Genomic DNA, 20,046 nt, shown 5'->3' on the forward strand with positions numbered 1-20,046 from the left:
TCTTTTTTTCTAACTTTACAGGGAGCAGGTGTGATTCATGTGCATCACACCTGCTCCCTGTATGCGGTTATCGATTCCCTGACTTTCTCCTGATTATGACTCTTTCAATATTTTTTTATAGATCGGAAAACAGTCAAAGGTGGCGAAATAATCTTTTGGCGTCTCCGCGCGCCGAATCATCTCAAAGCTTCCGTCCTCTTTCAGCAGTACCTCTGCCGATTTCAATTTCCCGTTATAGTTATACCCCATCGCAAAGCCGTGGGCTCCGGTGTCATGGATGACCAGAAGGTCTCCGATATCAATCTTCGGCAGCATCCTGTCCACTGCAAATTTATCGTTATTCTCGCAGAGCGAGCCCGTCACATCATACATGTGATCACAGGGAGCATCCTCTTTTCCCATCACGGTAATATGATGATATGCACCGTACATTGCCGGACGCATCAGATTTACCGCGCAGGCGTCACATCCAATGTACTCTTTATGCGTATGCTTTTCATGAATGGCTTCTGTGACAAGGCATCCGTACGGTCCCGTCATGAACCGTCCCAGCTCGGTATACAGCGCAACATCTCCCATTCCGGCAGGCACCAGAATTTCTTCATAGACTTTCCGCACGCCTTCGCCAATCACGCGGATGTCATTTGGTTCCTGATCAGGACGGTACGGAATGCCGATTCCTCCGGAGAGATTGACAAATCGAATATCTGCTCCTGTCTCCTCTTTCAGCCGGACGGCCACCTCGAACAATACTTTTGCCAGCATGGGATAATATTCATTTGTCACGGTATTGCTGGCCAGAAACGCATGGATACCAAATTCTTCTGCGCCTTTCTCCTTTAAGATCTTAAACGCCTCAAACAGCTGATCGGTCGTCATGCCATATTTTGCATCCCCCGGATTATCCATGATATCATTGCTGATCTTAAAAAGTCCGCCGGGATTGTAGCGGCAGCTGATCTTTTTCGGGATATATCCGATTGCTTTTTCCAGAAACTCAATATGTGTAATGTCATCCAGATTGATGATCGCATTGACCTTCTCCGCATACTGGTATTCGGAGGCCGGTGTTGCATTCGAGGAGAACATGATATCGTCCCCGCTGCAGCCCAGTGCATCCGAGAGCATCAGCTCTGTCATGGAAGAACAGTCGCAGCCGCAGCCGTATTCCCGCAGAATATCGATCAGAAACGGATTCGGGCAGGCTTTCACCGCAAAGTATTCCCGGTATCCCTTATTCCACGCGAATGCCTCTCTCAGCGCCTGGGCATTTTCACGGATCCCCTTCTCATCATACAGATGAAAGGGAGTGGGAATCGTCTCCCGGATCTCTTCCAGCTTTTGTTTCGTCACAAATGGTTTTTTGGTCATTTCATATTCCTCCTCATTAGTCACTCCTTATTTAGCCTGAATGATGTGCAGCATGTTTGTAACGGCACCTTCACCCGTTACAATATTAGTTGCCGGATCTCCCGCAGTAAATACAACAAGGTCCCCGGTTTTTATAAATTTTTCACGTTCCACAACATACATTGCATGAGAAATAATATTTTCTGTACTGTCTTCTTCATATCCGCTGAGCGGTGTCACCCCCCAGAAGATCTGCATCTTGCGCTGCGCCCAGTCATTCGGTGTCACCGCATAGATCGGTACCTTGGGACGGAAATTGGAGATCAGGCGTGCGGTCTGACCTGATACGGTAGGTGTCACGATACACTTTGCGTGCAGATAAATACTCGACTGCACCGCCGCCACGCCGACCGTACTGGATACATTGCTGTTTCCGCGCAGTGCACGGTAATCCAGAAAATGCTCATAATCTATATACGGTTCCGTTGAATTTGCGATCTCCACCATCATATGTACGGATTCGATCGGATATTTTCCAACTGCCGTTTCCCCGGAGAGCATGATCGCATCCGTCCCATCGTAGATCGCATTCGCGACATCCGTCACTTCCGCTCTGGTCGGACGCGGATTTCTTATCATGGAATCAAGCATCTGTGTTGCCGTGATTACCGGTTTATAACGCTCATTACATTTTCGGATGATTTCTTTCTGAATATGCGGAACTTCCCACGCCGGAATTTCCACACCGAGGTCTCCTCTGGCAACCATAATGCCGTCAGACTGCTGAATAATGCGGTCGATATTCGCCACGCCTTCAATACTTTCGATCTTGGCGATGATATCAATATGCTCGCCGCCGTGTTCTTTGAGCAGACTGCGGATCTCTTTGATCGCATCTGCATTCCGTACAAACGACGCTGCAATGAAATCTACGCCCTGCTCAATTCCAAACAGAATATCCTTTACATCCTGCTCCGTAATATTCGGCAGATTGGTACTGGTTCCCGGAATATTGATGCCTTTTCGTTCTCCGAGTTCTCCGCCGTTCACCACGGTACATACAACATCCGTATGAGTAGTGGATTCCACCTTCAGCTCGATCAGCCCGTCATCGACGAGAATGCGTGCACCGCGCTTCACATCCAGCGGAAGCCCTTCGTAGGTCTGATGACAGATATTCTGATTGCCGGAGATCTTATTTGTCGTCAGCGTAAAGGTATCTCCGCTCTTCAGAGTGACCGGGGTATGTTCATCGAGCAGTCCCGTTCTGATTTCCGGTCCTTTGGTGTCCAGCAGGATCGCAATCGGTTTCTTCATCTCTGCACGGACTTCCTTCAGCATGTCCATACGTGCCTTCTGTTCCTCATGGGTACCGTGTGAAAAATTGAATCTGGCGATATCCATTCCCGCCTCGATCAGCTGTTTCATCGTTTCACGCTTATCGGTATTCGGACCCATGGTACAGACTATTTTAGTTTTTTTCATATTTTTTTAACTCCTTATTGTATATGTTTGTGTGTAAATAAATGATCCTGACAATATTCATAGTTGCCTCTGCATTTTGAACAGAAACGAAATTCCAAATCGTCTCCGTCTTTCTCCGTTCTCCCGCAGACCGCGCACTTATGCTTTGTGACATTCGGACTCTGACTCTTGTGCACCGCTTTGGCGTATGTCCGTTTGCGCTTTACCTCATGCGGTGAATAGCGCGCCAGATTTCTGGTGGCAAAGAAATAAATGATAAAGTTCATCAGGCTGCATATGATCGCCACACGCGTCGTCCAGCCGCTCTGAATCATCTGCCATGCAAGAAAGATCACGTCCAGCCACGCCAGCCATTTGATCTTGATCGGAATAATAAAGTACAGCAGCACCTGCATATCCGGATACGTCGCGGCAAACCCCAGAAAAATGGAGAGTGAGATATAATAGGTACTGAAGAAACCGCCCCGCATGATGAGAAGGGTTCCGCCGCCCAGGACAAAATACATGATAAACGATCCGATTACGGTCAGTATGATTCCGCCGAAAATGTAGAAGTTGTAGCGGAAGGCTCCCCAGGTCTTCTCCAGCGTCGTACCGATGGAATAGTAAAAAAACAGCATGATAATCGTAAAGATATCAAGACTGCCGGGCGGTATCAAAAGCCAGCTTACCAGCCTCCATACCTGCCCCCGTAAAATCAGCCCGGGTTCCAGCAGACAGTAGTCCATGACATTCGGTGCCAGGTACATCAACAGATAACCGACCACATACGTAATAATAATGTACAGCGTCAGATTTGGGATTGCATATTTCCCGAATTTCCGTTCCATTTTGTTGATCCAGTTCATAAGATCTCCTCTTTTATTTTTAGTTCCATATCAATAGAAAATCAGATTTTATTATACGCTGTGCCCCACCCTTTGTCAATTTTTTTGCTCGTGTTTACAGCTTATTTACATTTACAAACGCTTTTCGGTCAGCTATAATACAAACTGGTACTAAAGACAGAAAACAGAAAGGATAACAGTATGGCAGGATCATCATTCGGTACACTTTTTACCGTCACAACATGGGGTGAATCCCATGGAAAAGGCCTCGGCGTCGTGGTCGACGGATGTCCGTCGGGTCTTCTACTTCAGGAATCGGATATCCAGGCATTTTTAAACCGCAGAAAGCCGGGTCAGAATAAATACGCGACACCCAGAAAAGAAGCAGATGAAGTTGAGATCCTCTCCGGCGTTTTCGAAGGCCGGACCACCGGAACACCGATCTCCATGATCGTACGCAATACCAGCCAGCGTTCCGGCGACTACGGAGAGATCGCTTCTTATTATCGCCCTGGACACGCAGATTATACCTTCGATCAGAAATATGGCTTCCGGGATTACCGCGGCGGAGGACGTTCTTCCGGCCGTGAGACGGTCGGCCGTGTCGCCGCAGGCGCCATCGCGGTAAAAATCCTGAACAGTCTCGGCGTTTCCATCTGCACTTACACGAAAGCAATCGGTCCAATTACTGCCGAACAGTTTCACCCGGAACTGATCGCGGAAAATCCGCTGTACATGCCGGACACGGATGCCAGCAAAAGAGCTCAGGCATATCTGGACGACTGCATGAAACGCCACGATTCATCCGGAGGCGTTGTCGAATGCATTGTCAGCCATTTCCCCGCGGGTGCAGGAACCCCGGTATTCGAAAAACTGGATGCCTGTCTCGGCAAGGCAGTCCTTTCCATCGGTGCGGTCAAGGGAGTGGAGATCGGGGATGGTTTTGCCGCCGCAGAGGCAACCGGTCTTTCCAGCAACGACGGGTTCTGCTGCAATGCGGACGGACATATTCATAAATTAACAAACCATTCCGGCGGTGTCCTCGGAGGCATCAGTGACGGAAGCGATATCATCCTGCGTGCCGCGTTCAAACCGACCCCCTCCATTTTCTCTACCCAGCAGACGGTGAACAGGCAGGGGGAATCAGTGGATATCAATATCAAAGGCCGCCATGACCCCATCATCGTTCCCCGGGCAGTCGTCGTCGTAGAGTCCATGACCGCCATGACACTCGTCGATGCCCTGCTGTGCGGCATGGGTTCCCGCATGGAACATCTGCAGCGCATCTGGCATCCTGAGTCATAAATAATCCTTTTCAAACGTGAAAGCCGGGCAGAATCAGACCACTGCTGCCCTCTTCTTCGCCCGGCTTTCATATCCCTCATCTATTCAAATTGCTGTCCGACTTTCTCTATCAGGATACAGTTCGGTGTCTCCACCTTCATCGGTTTTCCTTTCATCATCAATAGCTTTCTCTCGTAATCCACCGCAAACGTCGTAATGCTGTCCGACTCATGATTTACGATGGCGATATGCTTCCCATCCGGGAACAGACGCATACTCTTCGGATATTCTCCGCTGATCGGAAGCGAGAACTGGCTGTTTAGCATACCCGTCTCCTGGTCGATCTTAAACATTGTGACGGAATTATCTCCTGCCGTCGACGCAAACAGATAATTGCCGTCAGGTGAGATTGCAAGAGCCTCCGCAGCATCATGCATTGGATCGAGTTCCGTATCCAGGATACTGATATTCTGAATTTTCTCGAATACCGGTCCCTTATTGCCCTCATGATAAGAAAATACGTCGATATCGTTGCTCAGCTCATAGATAAGATAGGCAAATTTTCCGTTGTTCGAAAATTTCATTTCTCTGGGACCGGATTCTCTTCGGCACCTGATGATATCCTGCAGATTCAGCTTATCTCTTTTCTTATCAATACCATAAACTTTCACCTGGTCGATTCCATTGTCAACCGCACACACATAATTGTCATCCGGGGTCGGAACGACGCAGCTGACATGCGGACGGAAACTGCGTTCTGCCACACTGCCGGTTCCCTTGTGGAAGATACCGTCCATGACACTCCCCAGCCTGCCGTCCCGGTGTGTATGAACCACCGTCACCTTGCCGTCGTGATATCCTGCCACAAACAAATATTTTCCGGTAACATCAACCGAGAGATAACAGCCTCTCATACCGTCGATGTCGACTTTATTAATATATTCCAAATCTCCGTCCGGATGAATCGCAAAAACCGCGACTCCCTCATCCGCAATCGAATAAAGGTATTTTCCGTTTTTCGAACGCGCCAGATAGGAAGAATTGTTAACCGGAACCACTTTACGTTCCGTGAGCGTTCCCTCTTCCACATCGACGTCATACAGATGGATGCCGATACTGCTTCCGTGTGTATAAGTACCCACATACGCTACATATTTTTCCTGGTTCATGCAAAAGCCCGTCCTTTCAAACTTTTTCCTGTATATGGATTATTTTATCATGCTTTTTTCTATCTGTACACCAAAAGATTCAGCAGTTTTTCTTGACACTTTCCCGTCTTTGTCTATAATACATATCAGCACACAACAAAAGGAGGTCCGACATGAACCGAATACTGACCTATCCCGTCACTGCAGCCGAAGCCGGTATGTCCATCGGTGAATACCTGCAGTCCAGAGGATACTCCCGTCATCTGATCATCCATCTTAAACAGACACCGCTCGGCCTACACATCGGAGGCCGAAAAGTCATGACCTCCCACCGCTTATCCGCAGGTGAGACGCTGACCGTGCAGATTATCGAGGAGCAGTCGTCAGAAAAAATACCTCCCTCACACCTCCCTCTGTCGATCGTCTACGAAGACGACGATCTGCTTATCCTGAATAAACCGGCAGACATGCCGGTACATCCCTCTCTGGGCAACTATGAAAATACGCTTGCCAATGGGATTGCATATTACTACCAAGGTCAGGGTCTGCCTTTCGTGTTCCGCTGTATTAACCGCCTGGACCGTGACACGACCGGACTTCTGATCCTCGCCAAAAACATGCTCAGCGCCGCCGTTCTCTCCCGGCAAATGAAGGAGCGCAAAATCTCCCGCACCTATCTGGCTCTTGTCCGGGGCAACCCCGAACCGTCATCCGGCACCATCGACGCGCCGATCGCGCGCATACCTGGATCCGTGTTGGAACGACGTGTCAGTCCGGACGGTGAATCGGCAGTCACACACTATCAGGTGCGCAAACAGCTCTTATCCTCTGCACTTGTTGAGCTGCACCTGGAGACGGGGCGCACACATCAGATCCGGGTGCATATGAAACATATCGGACATCCGCTGCTCGGGGATTTCCTTTACCATCCGAAGGACTCCTCCCTCTCCCGTCAGGCACTGCACTCATACTCCCTGCGGTTCATACACCCCATCACAGGATGCGAACTTTTCTTTCATGCTCCTCTGCCGCCGGATATGCAGGAATATATCCGGCTTCACGAAGGAGGGGCAGAGCCGTCAGAATAACATGACAAGCTCTGCCCCGTCCTGCCGCGCAGCGGCATCCCTAAACCGCACGAATGCGCGGCACTTCATCAATATGCAGGTATTTGCTTACACATTTTATGATCAGATCATGCTCTGAGACGGGATCCATACCGGATACGAGAATGGCTCCTATCACACCCACTTCTTCGACCCGTATCGGGAATCCGCCTCCGCTTGCTGCAAAATCCTTGCAGTCCGGAAATCTCTCTTCCAGTGTCTCTCCGGATTCTCTGAGTACCATCGCCAGATGCAGGCTGCTCCGTTCTGTCATCATGACCGTTTTTTGTTTCTTGGACAGCCACATTTCATTACAGAGATTTGTACTGTCGAATGCGTATTGAAACACGGTAAACCCATTGTTCAGCCGGATACTGATCACTGGAAATACTCCTCTTCTCTGCGCCTCCGCCACAAGCATGTTGCCCAGCGTCCACGCATCTGCATTCGTAAAATGAGAAAACTGAAGAATTTCTTCCTGCATTTCAAGTACTTCAATTACTTCACTAATCGTCATTTGAAATCCCTCCTGTCATGTCCGACAAATTTTATTATATTATACTGCAAATCCTGGTATTTTACAAATTATCCTTTATAAACCAAAAAAACTGAGATATCCCCTGATCAGAGGTTCTCCGAACATCTGACCGAAATATACGCCTATACACAGAAAAGGTCCGTACAGGAAATTCTTTTTCTTCTGTTCGTCATCTCCCAGCATTTTTTTTAGTGCATAGATTCCTCCGCAAAACACCGCAAAGGTAAAAGATACGAGCATGACTCTCCAGCCCGTAAACAGACCGCAGACAGCCATCAGGATAATCTCCTGCGCCGTAAATGCCGCCGGTATCCTGAGTTTAACACCGCTCAGCGGAAGGCTGATACAGAGACACCCTGCTATATAAGCAAGGTACTGCTGCTGATTCAAAAGCAGAAGCTGAAGAACTGCCAGGACCGTGATCAGCTTCAGCAATACATCCGGGATCTTTCCGGTATCCCACTCCGTGAGCCCGGTAACCGTCAGAACTGCCAGAAACGCATACATGAGACAAGCGCGTAACGTCCAGCCCAGACGAAAGACGCTGACCAGTGCAGTGACACCGCCCAGTAGTTCAACCCGCGAATAGCGAGCCGGTATCACCGTATCACAATACCTGCATCTCCCCCCCAGCTGCAGCCAGCTGACCACGGGTATCAAATCATCCACTGTCAGAACATGACCGCACGCCATACACTGGTTACGCTCCTTTAATATCGAAATCCCCCTCGGAAGACGATATATCACAATATTCAGGAAAGAATAAAAACATGCACCCGCAGTAAATATCAAGAATATTCCCAGCAATTCCAGAAAAATCATCATACCTTTTTCATTCCTTCATACTATTTATTAAATTATATCAATTTGATTGCAGTTCTTCAAGACAACATTGACATTTGTTTCTATTTTTTTCTGGATAATATTTCATTTTCCCGGTAATACTTACGATATCGCTCAAGAAAGGATTGGTATATATATGGCAGTAGATTTTAAGAACAGTGTGACCAAAGACAACCTGATGCGTGCATTTGCCGGCGAAAGCCAGGCCAGAAACCGTTATACAATGGCGGCGTCCCAGGCGAAAAAAGAACACCTGCATGTCATCGAGGCAATTTTTACATTTACCGCTGATCAGGAAAAGGAGCATGCAGAGATATTTTACAAGCACCTGACTGAACTGGCTGGAGAATCCATTTCCATCGACGGTGCATACCCGGTAGACATCGCTTCTGATGTTGCCCAGCTGCTGCGCTATGCTCAGCACAACGAGTACGAAGAACATGATGATGTCTATAAACACTTTGCCGAGACAGCTCAGGAAGAGGGATTTCAGAATGTAGCGGGATCCTTCCGCATGATCGCCAACATTGAAAAGACACACGGAGACCGTTTCGGCCGTTTCGCCGATATGCTGGAGCAGGGCAAACTCTTTGTCGCTGAGGCTGAGACAGCGTGGATGTGCCTTGAGTGCGGCAACATCTATTACGGCACTGAAGTTCCGGAGCAGTGCCCTGTCTGCCACCATGACAAGGGGTATTATATCCGTCTGGAACTGGCACCGTTTGAAAACTGAGCAGGAGGGATTAACGATGGTAAAAGAGCCGAAATTTTTTATCAACAAAGAAAAAACCGTGATTTTTGACGCAATCCTCGGATGCGGTGATCAGGCGCTGTCCTGTGACTGCCACTCCCTGGAAGAACTCGTTCCCAACACTTCCGAGGGTGCTTCCGAAAAGCATCTGCCGGTCATCGAGGTGAACGGGCAGCATGTCACCGTAAAAGTCGGAAGTGTCTTTCATCCGATGACAGAGGAGCACAGCATTGCATGGGTCTATCTGTTTACCAAAGCCGGATGCTGTCAGCGCATTTATCTGGACGGACTGTGTGATCCGGTCGCCGAATTTGTATTAAACGAAAACGACGAACCGGCTGCAGCATATGCATACTGCAATCTGCATGGCTTCTGGAAAACCGAATACAAATAAAAATATCGCCCGCAAACTTAAACTGCGGGCGATATATCTTTTAGTCAGGCTGAGAAATCTCCGGCTCCGGCTGACCGCCGCGTACTTCTTTTCCCAGAAATCTCTGCAGCGGTTTTTGAAAACAGCGTGTATACAGTTTGATGAACAACCCGACGCCAAACGCGGCGATCAGTGTTCCCTCCCGAATTCCCCTGAATTCCTTCAAAAAGCAGATTGATAAGACCGCAGAAACTGCAACGACGGACCAGTCAAAAAAGATTTTCGTCGTGGACATCGGCCGTTTCGTCCGGATCGCCAGCGCCTGGGCAACCCCTTCTGCGGGCAGTGACATGATATCCGTCTCCACGTACAGAAAAATTCCAAATCCCAGAAGCGCCATACTGAGCACAACATAGAATAACTGGATTCCATATCCGGAAGCTTCCGGAAGGACCGCAGCTGCCAGGCGGTTCGTAATGCTGATAAACCCCCCTGAAACTGCCGAGACAGCGATCTGAAGGATGTTCCGCTTCGGAAACTGTCTTCCAAGCAGCAACATCTGAAGCAGCACATAGCAGGTAAAAATAGCAGTGGTACAGATTCCCATATCAATCTTTAATATTTCACTTGTGACATACGGTATGGTATCTATCGGAGATACTCCGAGATTCGATATAATCGACGCTGATACGCCGAATGCCATGATAAACAACCCCACCAGATAAATGATCAGTCTTTTCATATGATGTCTTCCCCCTTATACTGCTTTTATTGTATCAGCGATTCCTTTTTCTTGCAATGAAAAACTTTCATGTTACAATAGAAGAAAAAACAAACGAGGTGCCTGTGATGTTCATGGAAAAACTCGAGTCCCTGAAACCTGTGCTGTTGAAAACATTAAAAGAATTCGTAAGCATACGAAGCGTTGCAGGTCCCGCCGCCCCCGATGCCCCTTTCGGCACCGGAGTGCGGGAAGCGCTTACTTATATCCTGGATCTCGCCAGACATGACGGCTTTTCTGTCAGGGACACTGACGGATACGGAGGCCATATTGAATTTACCGGACTTACCGATGAGATTGTCGGTATCGCGGGACATTTGGACGTCGTTTCAGAGGGTAACGCTTCCGAGTGGACCACGCCTCCTTTTGAACCGGTTATCCGCAACGGATACCTTTACGGGCGCGGAGTCATCGATGACAAGGGACCTCTGCTGGCCTGCTATTATGCAATGAAAGCGCTTAAAGACTGTGGGTTTTCTCCTGCAAAAACGATCAGGCTTATTATCGGATGCGATGAAGAGACTGACTGGAAAGGCATGGAATACTATCTGAGACAAGAGTCTGCACCTGCCTGCGGATTTTCTCCTGATGCCGATTTCCCAGTCATCCATGCGGAAATGGGCCTTCTCGTTTGCAGCCTTGACAAGGTTTTCCGCACATCATGCGATGCAGCCCGGAATCCGGATCATATACAGCTGCTGTCATTTACAGGCGGCTCCGCTCCCAACGTAACAGCCGGTTTTGCTTCCATAATTCTGGAATGCGGCCTACGCGCAGCTGATGTCACGGAATATCTCACCTCCTGGCAGAATGCTCATCCTGACAAAACTTGTACGTTTGAGTCAGACAAAACATCCATCTCGATAACAGTCGGGGGAAAGGCTGCTCACGGTGCCACTCCGGAAAAAGGCTTGAATGCTATCAGCATGGGGTTTGACCTGCTGTCAGGGCTTGCCTTTTTTACCCGTGAAGTCTCGGAAATGATTCAGTTTTACAATGAGCATATCGGATTTGATTTTCACGGAGAACGCATCGGCTGTGGATTTTCCGATGAAGTATCGGGGAAACTGGTACTGAATGTCGGAATGATCGAATGGAATGCCTCCCGCTTCCGGCTGACACTGAATATCCGATATCCGGTTACCGCAGATGAAGACAGTGTGTATGCGCCGCTGGAGGAGCTCACCTCACATGCAGGATTATCCGTAACACGTCAGGATCATCTGCCGCCGCTCTACGCCGCTGCCGACACGCCCCTGGTTGCAGCCCTGATGGATGTATACCGCCGGCACACGGGGGATACCAGAACATCGCCCGCTGCAACCGCCGGCGCCACGTACGCGCGCGCCATCCCCAACACGCTTGCGTTTGGCCCGCTGTTTCCAGGCGAACCGGACCTGTGCCACCAGACAGACGAATGTGTTTCTGTCGATCATCTGATGCTGGCCGCCCGTATATATGCAGACGCAATCTACAGCCTGTCCCGGTAATCGGTAAAGCAAACGGATTCTTTACTTTCAGGAGGTAATTTTGAAAAAACAAATCTTAATATATCTGTCTCTGGAAACACTGCTCTTTCTCTGCTTTCTGTTCATGGATCTCACAGGAACCGGGGACAGCACGCTGATCAAATATGCCGGTATTTTACTCTGCCTGATTTTTCTTCTCGTGTGCAGGCACACGGATGACAGCCTGCTTGTCTTCACTGCACTGCTCTTCACCGCAGGAGCGGATTTATTTCTGCTGGTGATCGGCCGCTGGTATACGGCCGGGCTGCTGCTGTTCTGTGTGGTGCAGATACTGTACGGTATCAGGCTTCGTAACTGGAAACAGAAACCTTCTCAGCCAGAATGGCTGCTTCGCATTCTGCTGCCCGTACCCTGCTTTCTGTTTCTGTATGTTCTGAACGGCCTGACGCTTCTTTCGGCAGCCGCTTCGTTTTACGGCGTCAACCTTATCTTCAACGCAGTGAAAAGCATATCATTTGCAGCTGATGGACTATCAGAGCGGCTGTTTTGTATTGGTTTATGGTTGTTTTTATGCTGTGATATCTGTGTTGCCGTCCATAATACGGGCCTCAGAATACACACGCTGCAGCATTTCGCCGACTTCGGGATGTGGCTCTTTTATCTGCCTTCACAGGTCCTGATAGCGTTATCCTGCTGCACTTTCTTACCAAAGAGGAGGACTTTATGATACGTACAAAAATATATTCCCTGCTGACGACTCTGACTGGTTTCCTCGGGTCTCTTTCTTTTGCCATTGCCGTTCCAATCCTTTTCCGCCCCTTTTATTATCTTCAGATCGGACCGCTCGGTATCATGGAGACCAGCGGTTATTCCTACGATACAATAAGGCAAGCGTATGACTCTGTTCTGGACTATCTTCTGTTTGGGGGTGAATTCAGTACCGGAAACCTGGCATGGTCGTCCTCCGGACGTGCTCATTTCGAAGACTGTCAGCGGTTATTTCATCTGGATTTTCTGATTGTGATACTTTCTGTCCTGCTGCTGCTCTTGCTGCTCACTCTGGAATATCGGAAAAAAATAAAACTGTATCGTTTCCGGCATCTGCACCCTCTGTTCTACAGCGGCATTCTGAATATCACGCTGCTGATAACGATCGCAGTCTGGGGGCTTACGTCGTTTGATTCATTTTTCCGTGTTTTCCACATGCTGCTCTTCCCCGGGAAGGATAACTGGATTCTGGATTCCGGAACAGACGAAATTATCAAAATCATGCCGGAACAGTTTTTCTTTAACTGCGCTGCACTGATTGTAACGATTCTTCTGATTTTCAGTATGCTTTTTCTTATCCTGTCACTCAGAAGTAGAAAACACCATCGGAAAGGTTCTCACGAATGAAGATCATCATATCTCCTGCCAAAAAAATGAATATCGTTCAGGATTTTGACGGAACACTCACACAGCCTGCGCTGCTTGACAAAACTTCACAGATCTGCCGTGTCATGAAAGAAATGAGCTTAGAACAACTGGAGAAGCTCTGGCACTGCAGCCGGAAACTGGCTCTGACGAATTATGAGCGCCACCAGACCATAAATCTGCACACGGGTCTCTCGCCGGCGCTTCTGACATATGAAGGTCTTCAGTATCAGTATATGGCTCCACATGTATTCACCGGGAACCAATGGGAATATGTCTTACATAACCTTCGTATTCTGTCCGGATTTTACGGCGTGTTAAGGCCTTTTGACGGCGTCGCGCCATACAGGCTTGAGATGCAGGCACCGCTTACCGTCGGTCACAGGGCAAATCTGTATGAATACTGGGGAAGCTTACTAGCAGAAAATCTGTGCGCAGACGATGACCTGATTGTAAACCTCGCCTCCCACGAATACAGTAGAGCCGTACTGCCCCACTTGCCCGGACAGGTCGCCTGTATCACCTGTGATTTCAAAGAAGCGGTGAAGGGACGCCTGATCACAAAGGGAACCCATGCCAAGATGGCCCGCGGTGAGATGGTCCGTTTTCTCGCCGGCAATGACGTCTCCGGGCCGGACGGGATCAAAGAATTCCATGGCCTTAATTATGAGTTTCAGCCATCCTTATCTTCCGGTGAAAGATATGTATTTGTCCGGACTTCCGATTGACGGGAGCCTCATTTTAGCAAGGACACTTTTGAATTTTGGGGCGCTCTGAATATTAAAGATTTATTTTTCAATGATTATTTTTATTGATGTGCACTTTCTATCTCTTTACCGCTACAAAAAACTTTTCGGCGGCTAAAATTATTAATAACTTGTCCGATCGTATTGCCTCCCTTGCTCCGCTGCTCGTGTCTTTTAATATTTAGAAACTATAACAGCTTTTCTGTTCAAATCCTCATCAACAAGAAATTTCCATTCACAAAAGCGTTTTTCCATCTTCTCGTCGCCATACTTATGATCGATGTGCTGCCCAAAACGAGTTCTCGCGACAATCCCCCTGTGTCGTTTTGCCCACCGCACAATACATAGGAAAGTCATAATAAAGTTGATTGCCATAAATACTGCGAATGCAAACGTGAATGCCACACAAAGGGGATTGCGGAAAAATTCGTACCACCCCGAAAATTCAGGAACGATATACCCGGCGAACAGTACTCCGGCAGCACCCCATACGAGTGTCATTTTCAGACAAATCAAGCCTTGCAGATTCAGGAAGTTTTTGCTGTAGTCCCACGCTTTCATCCGCAGTCCGTATCGGAGCAAAGCACCGCATAAATATTCGATCACGGTTGCGTCTGCTGAAAATAATACAAATTGCCAGCCTAAGTGCAGATTTGAATAATAAACAGCACCCAAATAAAAAACAACTGCGCCGATGCCGTAAATGATGCAGAACGGGCCCCATATTGTCACAGTATGAGTTTCCCATTTTTGCTTTCGGACAAAACAAAATATTCCTTCAAGGAGCATTCCAAGCAGACTGCCGGCAATGAACAGCCAAAAGAGAAAAGAGAAGTTCGTATATGGAATTCCGTTTGGCATGTTTCTATCCGCTCCTTTCATACGCACGCAGCATTTTCCGAGTTCGTTAATCGCTAACCCATTTCATCATATCCGGCATGGGGACAAATCCCGTTTTGCTGTAAAGCCCTTTTCCTGCTTCAGAGGTCTCCAAATAAATTTTGGATATATTTCGCTGTACAGCCTGGTTAACAAGCCATTGCACGATGGCTCGTCCGATTCCCTGCCCCCGAAATGTGGGGAGGGTGTAGATGTTCATCAAATAAGCACACTGTCCTGTCGGATTTTCCGGAGAAGGCATTTCCCGATAAAGACATACGCCGCCACAGCCGATGACTCTGTTTGCATCACAAGCAAAACAGGCAATATGCGTATCATCCTGGAGCGCCGTCTGATAGTAGCGTCGATTTTCCCGCTCCAGCTCGTTTAGCGGAGTCTCATCAGGAATAGAAAACACTTCTCGAAGAACGGTCATCCTCCAATCCATCAGCAAATCAATATCCTCAAGAGTCGCTTTTCGGATTTCTATACGCATTAAAAGTTCCCCTCCTTCATTACAATCGGTAGTCTGGCAATATCGGGCTTTCCGTTTGCATTCAGTGGGATTTTCGGCATTTTTACAATGAATTCCGGAATCATATAGGAAGTCAGGTTTTCCGCAAGTTCTTCCCGCAGTGAGGATACCTTGCCGCCCTGTTCTGTGAACACTACATAAGCGATCATATAGGAAAGACCGGCTTCGTCGGTGAATGCACGGACGAGTGCTTGCTGTACACCTCTACACTGATACAACCTTGCTTCAACCTCGGATACTTCAACACGTTTTCCATAAATCATGACCTGGGTATCTTTCCGATGAAGGAATGCAATATCCCCGCTTGGAAGAACATAGCCCAAATCTCCGCTCCGGTACAGAACGCCGCCGTTTTCCAGAGGCTCAAAGGCTTTGTTTTCTTCGTCGTGTTTCCCGATATAGCCCAGGGATACGCCGTCTCCATAGATGCAGATTTCTCCAGTCTCTCCGTTTTTCAGTTCTCTGCCGCTCTGATCTAAAATACGGATTTGTGTGCCTTTTACCGCTTTCCCAATGGGATAGGTGCCGTCGGATAAAATGGTTTCGTCATTGCAGCGATAATAAGAGGCACAGACTGTCGTTTCCGATGGGCCATAGGTATTATAGACCTCCGCCTGTTCCAGCAAGTGATCGACATACACACCGCGCAGCACATCTCCGCCGCTGATCAACAGCCGAAGTGACACGGGAATTTTATCTAGATGATTCATTTCAGCCAACAGATACGGAAAGCCGCTGAGCATAGTAACATGATGCCGCTGTACAAAAGACATCAGGGAATGGATATCTGCCATATCGTCCTCTGTTGGGATCGCCAGCGCCGCGCCGCTCAGCAGACTCCCAAAAACTTCTTCTACAAAAATATCGAAGGTGCAGACAGAATACTGCAGCATAATATCTCCGACTGACGGATGAAACTCATGCGCAAAAGCCCGGACATAATGGCATACATTGCGGTTGGTCACACAGACGCCCTTCGGGGTTCCGGTTGTCCCGGAAGTATAAAGGATATAGGCGGGCAGGTTCGGATCTTCCGCCGTAGGCTGTGTTGCCGCGGGGATGTCCATCCCGCAAATTTCACACTCGAGGAGCCGAACCGGAAATCCCTCTAACTTACTTTCATATTCCTTTTCGGTCAGAATAAAATCCACATTCGCCTCTTTCATCATATAATGAATTCTGCCTGTCGGAAATTTCGGTTCTGCCGGAATGTATTTTGCGCCGCATTTCAGCACAGCCAATATCCCCGTTATCATTTCGGCTTTATGCCCCATGACTATTCCAACGCTTGATACATTCTTCGGAAAAGTACTGGCCAGAATATCAACCATATCGGATAGCTCCCCGAAAGTAAGCCTCCTGCCATTTTCAATGACAGCGATCTCATTTTTACAGCGTTTTGCCGTTTTTTCAAAAAGAGAATATATTGTATCAGTCATTTTATTTCCTCCATGCTTGTGCTTGATCGGCTTAAAATCCAAGATATCCCTGCTGCTGTCCGCCCAGCAGCGTTTCTGTAATGGCCTCCTGGATTCAGATCAAATACCGTGTCAATCCCGGCTTTTTCATACAACCTTTTGAGTGTTTCGGTATTTTCCTGTACAGTTTTCAGAATCGGATTTCTGGTGTAGCTTTCCTTGCTGCCCAGAGAAAAGTAGATATGATTTGGGCGAACCTTTGGTTCCTGTTTTCGTACATAGTCCATCAAGCCGGGATACCAAAGGGAACCGGATACGCTGGCGATCCTCGAAAAAGCCCCCGTATGATACAGCGCGTAAACGGCGAACAATCCGCCGAGAGAGTATCCGGCAAGTCCCCTCCATATAATTTTACCGGTTGCCGTTTCCTCTGCTTTCGGGACAATCTCACCTGCCAAAAGCTTCAAATACTCAGAAGCGCCACCCGTACAGGGAGTATCGAATTTAGAAACAGGGGGGATGTCCCATGGTGCCATATCCCGGTCCCAGGCAAGCCCCCCGACTGTTACAAATGTAAAATCCGGGCATTGGTTCTGCTGCAAGAGCAAATACACCTTTTCCCCCTCATCGCCAAAGGTATTCAGATACACGATCGGACAATCCGGCGTTTTACTGGGATAAACGGTAACTGTTTTGCCCGATATTTCAAATTGCCATTTCTGCATATATTTCTTTTTCATCGTTCCTCTCCTTGCCGCGTTTTGTATCTAACATTCAAAATTTTCAATTAACGATATACGATTCCTTTCCTTTCGGAATATTTCCAAAGGACAGCGGCTATGAGCAAACATATCGCTTCCGATACCGCTAAGGTGTACCACACAAAACTATTTCCGAACAGCATAGGAAGGAGCAGGATGCATGCAGAATTAATTAAAATGCTTCTGCAAACATTCAGAGTAATTGCATAATTCGTCCGTTTCGTCGAAAATAAATAGGAGGCCAATACCGCGCTAATCGCGGCAAAGACAAAGTTCAGGCAATACTTAGGCAAAATGTTGGATACCACCTCGATTGCCGCCGGATTTGCACCAAAAAGGAGAGAGACCGGCTTTCCAATTAGGAAAGTGGCGGCGAAGATAACCAACCCGCCAATGGCGCTCATGGCAATTCCGCTTCTCAAAAAATAGCGCAGACTTTTTTCATCTTTTGCACCATAGCTCGATCCGAAAAGCGGTTGTAAGCCTGTCGATAATCCATACATCATCGCCGCAAACAGCGCGCCGGCATAGGCCGCTACGGAATACGCATTGACATAAACATCGCCCATCCGGATCAATACGGAGTTCATACAAACCGTTGTGATGGGAGCGGCAAATTGCGACACCATTTCCGGAAAGCCACGCAGCATAATTTTTCGATACAACGCAAAATGAACTTGGAATTTTTTGAAACGCAGCTTTCCTTTTTTGCCAAAATAATGCGTCAGTAAAACAAGAACGGCGATTGTCTGGGCGATACCTGTCGCAATAGCGGCTCCGCCAACGCCTTTTTGTAAGGGGAATACAAACAGCCAGTCTGCAAAAATATTTACGGCGGTGCAGACGATAGCGGCAATGGTCGAGATTTTAGGATTGCCGTCATTTCTGCAAAAGCTCGAAAGGCAAAGATTCAGCCCCGCAGGAATCAGAAATAGGGAATAGTTGCGAATGTATTCGGACACCATGCCGTGATACGTGGCATTTGCCCCGAGCAAATTCGCAATTTTGTCTGAAAATCCTATTCCAACAATGGAGAAGATGGCAAAGACGATAAGGTTCGCTGTTATGGAGTGCATAAAAGCTTGATTTGCGCCCGATTCATCTCCACGTCCAAAACGAATCGCCGCAACCGCTACACCGCCCACGGCAAATAAAGCAGACAGAGCGCCGGCCAGCATAACAAAGGGCATGGCCATATTGATTGCTCCCAGTGCGTCTGTTCCAACGCCGTTTCCCACAAACATTCCGTCTACGATTGTCAGGATAAAAAACGCAATATTGCTGACAATAGCCGGAATAATATATTTTTTTAATTGCTTTCTCTGATTCATTCCTTTTCCTCCAATCATGTTGCAATTCTGTAAGAAATCCATTTGCACCTTTCTTCATAACATTTAAGAAAGATTTTGTTTATAGAAGCATTTTTTTAAGAGCAGAAAAATGATAGATGAAATTCCCAGCGTAACCCCCAGCACGAGAAAAAAGCCAAACGGACGAAGAAGTTCAAGCCGGTTGATAAAATTTATCCCATATATTCCAGACAGGACAATCATGGGCGTGGCAAAAAAACTGAAAACGGTTAATTTATAGAAGGCATGAAAGCTCTTTGTGCTGACCGTACTGCGATATAGTTCCATCAAGTGTGCCGATAGTTCCGTGAGGTGGTCCGCTATCTCGCTTAATAGGCCGATCTTGGCGCAAATATTGGGAAGTATTCGCATTTCCTTTTCGGGGATGAGATTATTGCTGTTTCGCTTCAGGGCCTCGCGGGATAAAAGCAATTGACGCGTATACTTTTTAAGCGTTAGACACATTTCTCTCTCATGGATAATCTCACCGATCCGATACTCCCGCCCGCCGGTAATAAGCTGAGATCGCATATAATACAAGTGAGCTTCATATTCGCGCAACTGCCCGGACATTTCATAAAAAATCAATTCCATAAAAGTCATATACATTGTGGTTGTACTGCCAGAGACAAACTCTTCCACGAACTCACTTTTGGCCATTCGATGCAGACTTTGACTGTTAATCACGATGACCAGCAGCTTTTCCATGAGGATCAGAGAAATTTTTTCAAAATCCATATTCATCTGATTCCCATCCAGAAAAACAAAAGAAAAGGAATCATATCCGTCTCCGGAGTTAAAAATGACAGGAAACTCGTCACTATCTGCCAACACCTTTTCAAGGGGAAAGCCAATATACCGCTCAACTTTTATTAGATTCTTACGGTCTACTATGATCAGATTTTCTTCATTTCTGTCAATTGTTGACAGGTCTAAATCCGGCTCACATACAAAGTTATTCACATTCATCATTAGAAACTCCTTTCTTGC

Annotated in this window: 21 protein-coding genes; 8 read left to right on the plus strand and 13 right to left on the minus strand. The window is 47.7% G+C overall.

The window, feature by feature from the left end:
• Positions 1 to 93 precede the first annotated feature (93 nt).
• The 3 genes from NQ502_RS01865 to NQ502_RS01875 are packed head-to-tail and all read right to left on the minus strand — an operon-like array spanning position 94 to position 3,683.
• Positions 94 to 1,371 carry a diaminopimelate decarboxylase gene (locus NQ502_RS01865; protein ID WP_028528114.1) on the minus strand — a complete coding sequence of 426 codons (1,278 nt, stop codon included), beginning with the start codon at positions 1,369 to 1,371 and terminating at the stop codon, positions 94 to 96.
• Between the two features lie 27 nt (positions 1,372 to 1,398).
• Complete coding sequence (pyk, locus tag NQ502_RS01870; RefSeq protein WP_028528113.1) at positions 1,399 to 2,835, minus strand: pyruvate kinase; 1,437 nt, start codon at positions 2,833 to 2,835, stop codon at positions 1,399 to 1,401.
• A 14-nt stretch (positions 2,836 to 2,849) separates the two neighbouring features.
• On the minus strand, positions 2,850 to 3,683 hold the full coding sequence (locus tag NQ502_RS01875; protein ID WP_028528112.1) for a rhomboid family protein: 834 nt from the start codon (positions 3,681 to 3,683) through the stop codon (positions 2,850 to 2,852).
• A 180-nt stretch (positions 3,684 to 3,863) separates the two neighbouring features.
• Here NQ502_RS01875 and aroC point away from each other — a divergent pair, with 180 nt between their 5' ends.
• On the plus strand, positions 3,864 to 4,967 hold the full coding sequence (aroC, locus tag NQ502_RS01880; RefSeq protein WP_028528111.1) for a chorismate synthase: 1,104 nt from the start codon (positions 3,864 to 3,866) through the stop codon (positions 4,965 to 4,967).
• Between the two features lie 80 nt (positions 4,968 to 5,047).
• On the opposite strand, the gene NQ502_RS01885 is transcribed toward aroC, so the two are convergent.
• On the minus strand, positions 5,048 to 6,115 hold the full coding sequence (locus NQ502_RS01885; RefSeq protein WP_028528110.1) for a lactonase family protein: 1,068 nt from the start codon (positions 6,113 to 6,115) through the stop codon (positions 5,048 to 5,050).
• A gap of 152 nt (positions 6,116 to 6,267) precedes the next feature.
• Here NQ502_RS01885 and NQ502_RS01890 point away from each other — a divergent pair, with 152 nt between their 5' ends.
• Positions 6,268 to 7,182: an RluA family pseudouridine synthase gene (locus NQ502_RS01890; RefSeq protein WP_044983113.1), complete on the plus strand. Its 915-nt coding sequence runs from the start codon at positions 6,268 to 6,270 to the stop codon at positions 7,180 to 7,182.
• Between the two features lie 40 nt (positions 7,183 to 7,222).
• Here NQ502_RS01890 and NQ502_RS01895 read toward each other — a convergent pair whose 3' ends face one another.
• Positions 7,223 to 7,717: a heme-degrading domain-containing protein gene (locus NQ502_RS01895; RefSeq protein ID WP_028528108.1), complete on the minus strand. Its 495-nt coding sequence runs from the start codon at positions 7,715 to 7,717 to the stop codon at positions 7,223 to 7,225.
• A gap of 75 nt (positions 7,718 to 7,792) precedes the next feature.
• The gene (locus tag NQ502_RS01900) at positions 7,793 to 8,563 is read right to left on the minus strand and encodes a prepilin peptidase (RefSeq protein WP_028528107.1); all 771 of its coding nucleotides are present in this window, start codon (positions 8,561 to 8,563) and stop codon (positions 7,793 to 7,795) included.
• 154 nt (positions 8,564 to 8,717) lie between these two features.
• Between NQ502_RS01900 and rbr the strand changes: the two genes are divergently transcribed.
• Both rbr and NQ502_RS01910 read left to right on the plus strand, forming a co-directional pair.
• Positions 8,718 to 9,314 (plus strand): rubrerythrin, encoded by a 597-nt coding sequence (gene rbr, locus NQ502_RS01905; protein WP_028528106.1) that lies wholly within the window; start codon positions 8,718 to 8,720, stop codon positions 9,312 to 9,314.
• A gap of 16 nt (positions 9,315 to 9,330) precedes the next feature.
• Entirely contained in the window at positions 9,331 to 9,726 is a 396-nt protein-coding gene (locus tag NQ502_RS01910; RefSeq protein ID WP_028528105.1) for a desulfoferrodoxin family protein, read from the plus strand.
• Positions 9,727 to 9,766: 40 nt separating this feature from the next.
• On the opposite strand, the gene NQ502_RS01915 is transcribed toward NQ502_RS01910, so the two are convergent.
• Complete coding sequence (locus tag NQ502_RS01915; protein ID WP_044983112.1) at positions 9,767 to 10,447, minus strand: YczE/YyaS/YitT family protein; 681 nt, start codon at positions 10,445 to 10,447, stop codon at positions 9,767 to 9,769.
• A gap of 107 nt (positions 10,448 to 10,554) precedes the next feature.
• On the opposite strand from NQ502_RS01915, the gene pepV reads away from it, so the two are divergent.
• From pepV to yaaA, 4 genes are read left to right on the plus strand one after another with little or no spacing between them, the layout of a single operon-like run.
• The gene (gene pepV / locus NQ502_RS01920) at positions 10,555 to 11,976 is read left to right on the plus strand and encodes a dipeptidase PepV (protein ID WP_028528104.1); all 1,422 of its coding nucleotides are present in this window, start codon (positions 10,555 to 10,557) and stop codon (positions 11,974 to 11,976) included.
• Between the two features lie 40 nt (positions 11,977 to 12,016).
• A complete protein-coding gene (locus tag NQ502_RS01925; protein WP_049898076.1) occupies positions 12,017 to 12,682 on the plus strand; it encodes a lysoplasmalogenase family protein in 666 nt (221 codons plus the stop codon).
• A complete protein-coding gene (locus NQ502_RS01930; RefSeq protein ID WP_049898075.1) occupies positions 12,679 to 13,350 on the plus strand; it encodes a TIGR01906 family membrane protein in 672 nt (223 codons plus the stop codon). Before NQ502_RS01925 ends, NQ502_RS01930 begins: the two co-directional genes overlap by 4 nt.
• Complete coding sequence (yaaA, locus tag NQ502_RS01935) at positions 13,347 to 14,096, plus strand: peroxide stress protein YaaA (RefSeq protein ID WP_028528103.1); 750 nt, start codon at positions 13,347 to 13,349, stop codon at positions 14,094 to 14,096. Before NQ502_RS01930 ends, yaaA begins: the two co-directional genes overlap by 4 nt.
• A 192-nt stretch (positions 14,097 to 14,288) precedes the next feature.
• Here the strand turns inward: yaaA and NQ502_RS01940 are convergent, their stop codons facing one another.
• The 6 genes from NQ502_RS01940 to NQ502_RS01965 form a co-directional block, all read right to left on the minus strand.
• The gene (locus NQ502_RS01940; RefSeq protein WP_083963205.1) at positions 14,289 to 14,996 is read right to left on the minus strand and encodes a putative ABC transporter permease; all 708 of its coding nucleotides are present in this window, start codon (positions 14,994 to 14,996) and stop codon (positions 14,289 to 14,291) included.
• A 25-nt stretch (positions 14,997 to 15,021) separates the two neighbouring features.
• Entirely contained in the window at positions 15,022 to 15,489 is a 468-nt protein-coding gene (locus NQ502_RS01945) for a GNAT family N-acetyltransferase (RefSeq protein WP_028528101.1), read from the minus strand.
• Positions 15,489 to 16,967 (minus strand): amino acid adenylation domain-containing protein, encoded by a 1,479-nt coding sequence (locus NQ502_RS01950; protein ID WP_028528100.1) that lies wholly within the window; start codon positions 16,965 to 16,967, stop codon positions 15,489 to 15,491. Before NQ502_RS01950 ends, NQ502_RS01945 begins: the two co-directional genes overlap by 1 nt.
• Positions 16,964 to 17,686: an alpha/beta hydrolase gene (locus tag NQ502_RS01955; protein ID WP_028528099.1), complete on the minus strand. Its 723-nt coding sequence runs from the start codon at positions 17,684 to 17,686 to the stop codon at positions 16,964 to 16,966. The genes NQ502_RS01950 and NQ502_RS01955 overlap by 4 nt, the downstream gene beginning before the upstream one ends.
• A 47-nt stretch (positions 17,687 to 17,733) precedes the next feature.
• Positions 17,734 to 19,038, minus strand: coding sequence for an MATE family efflux transporter (locus NQ502_RS01960; protein ID WP_044983110.1), 1,305 nt, complete (start codon positions 19,036 to 19,038; stop codon positions 17,734 to 17,736).
• Between the two features lie 63 nt (positions 19,039 to 19,101).
• On the minus strand, positions 19,102 to 20,028 hold the full coding sequence (locus tag NQ502_RS01965) for a CorA family divalent cation transporter (protein ID WP_044983109.1): 927 nt from the start codon (positions 20,026 to 20,028) through the stop codon (positions 19,102 to 19,104).
• Positions 20,029 to 20,046 lie beyond the last annotated feature (18 nt).

The organism is Ruminococcus gauvreauii (assembly GCF_025151995.1).
GTDB classification, from domain to species: Bacteria; Bacillota; Clostridia; order Lachnospirales; family Lachnospiraceae; genus Ruminococcus_G; species Ruminococcus_G gauvreauii.

Bases quoted from the DNA above. Each gene is read 5' to 3' on its own strand.
- NQ502_RS01865 (WP_028528114.1), bottom strand. From the start codon at position 1,371: ATGACCAAAAAACCATTTGTGACGAAACAAAAGCTGGAAGAGATCCGG.
- pyk (WP_028528113.1), bottom strand. From the start codon at position 2,835: ATGAAAAAAACTAAAATAGTCTGTACCATGGGTCCGAATACCGATAAG.
- NQ502_RS01875 (WP_028528112.1), bottom strand. From the start codon at position 3,683: ATGAACTGGATCAACAAAATGGAACGGAAATTCGGGAAATATGCAATC.
- aroC (WP_028528111.1), top strand. From the start codon at position 3,864: ATGGCAGGATCATCATTCGGTACACTTTTTACCGTCACAACATGGGGT.
- NQ502_RS01885 (WP_028528110.1), bottom strand. From the start codon at position 6,115: ATGAACCAGGAAAAATATGTAGCGTATGTGGGTACTTATACACACGGA.
- NQ502_RS01890 (WP_044983113.1), top strand. From the start codon at position 6,268: ATGAACCGAATACTGACCTATCCCGTCACTGCAGCCGAAGCCGGTATG.
- NQ502_RS01895 (WP_028528108.1), bottom strand. From the start codon at position 7,717: ATGACGATTAGTGAAGTAATTGAAGTACTTGAAATGCAGGAAGAAATT.
- NQ502_RS01900 (WP_028528107.1), bottom strand. From the start codon at position 8,563: ATGATGATTTTTCTGGAATTGCTGGGAATATTCTTGATATTTACTGCG.
- rbr (WP_028528106.1), top strand. From the start codon at position 8,718: ATGGCAGTAGATTTTAAGAACAGTGTGACCAAAGACAACCTGATGCGT.
- NQ502_RS01910 (WP_028528105.1), top strand. From the start codon at position 9,331: ATGGTAAAAGAGCCGAAATTTTTTATCAACAAAGAAAAAACCGTGATT.
- NQ502_RS01915 (WP_044983112.1), bottom strand. From the start codon at position 10,447: ATGAAAAGACTGATCATTTATCTGGTGGGGTTGTTTATCATGGCATTC.
- pepV (WP_028528104.1), top strand. From the start codon at position 10,555: ATGTTCATGGAAAAACTCGAGTCCCTGAAACCTGTGCTGTTGAAAACA.
- NQ502_RS01930 (WP_049898075.1), top strand. From the start codon at position 12,679: ATGATACGTACAAAAATATATTCCCTGCTGACGACTCTGACTGGTTTC.
- yaaA (WP_028528103.1), top strand. From the start codon at position 13,347: ATGAAGATCATCATATCTCCTGCCAAAAAAATGAATATCGTTCAGGAT.
- NQ502_RS01940 (WP_083963205.1), bottom strand. From the start codon at position 14,996: ATGAAAGGAGCGGATAGAAACATGCCAAACGGAATTCCATATACGAAC.
- NQ502_RS01945 (WP_028528101.1), bottom strand. From the start codon at position 15,489: ATGCGTATAGAAATCCGAAAAGCGACTCTTGAGGATATTGATTTGCTG.
- NQ502_RS01950 (WP_028528100.1), bottom strand. From the start codon at position 16,967: ATGACTGATACAATATATTCTCTTTTTGAAAAAACGGCAAAACGCTGT.
- NQ502_RS01955 (WP_028528099.1), bottom strand. From the start codon at position 17,686: ATGAAAAAGAAATATATGCAGAAATGGCAATTTGAAATATCGGGCAAA.
- NQ502_RS01960 (WP_044983110.1), bottom strand. From the start codon at position 19,038: ATGAATCAGAGAAAGCAATTAAAAAAATATATTATTCCGGCTATTGTC.
- NQ502_RS01965 (WP_044983109.1), bottom strand. From the start codon at position 20,028: ATGATGAATGTGAATAACTTTGTATGTGAGCCGGATTTAGACCTGTCA.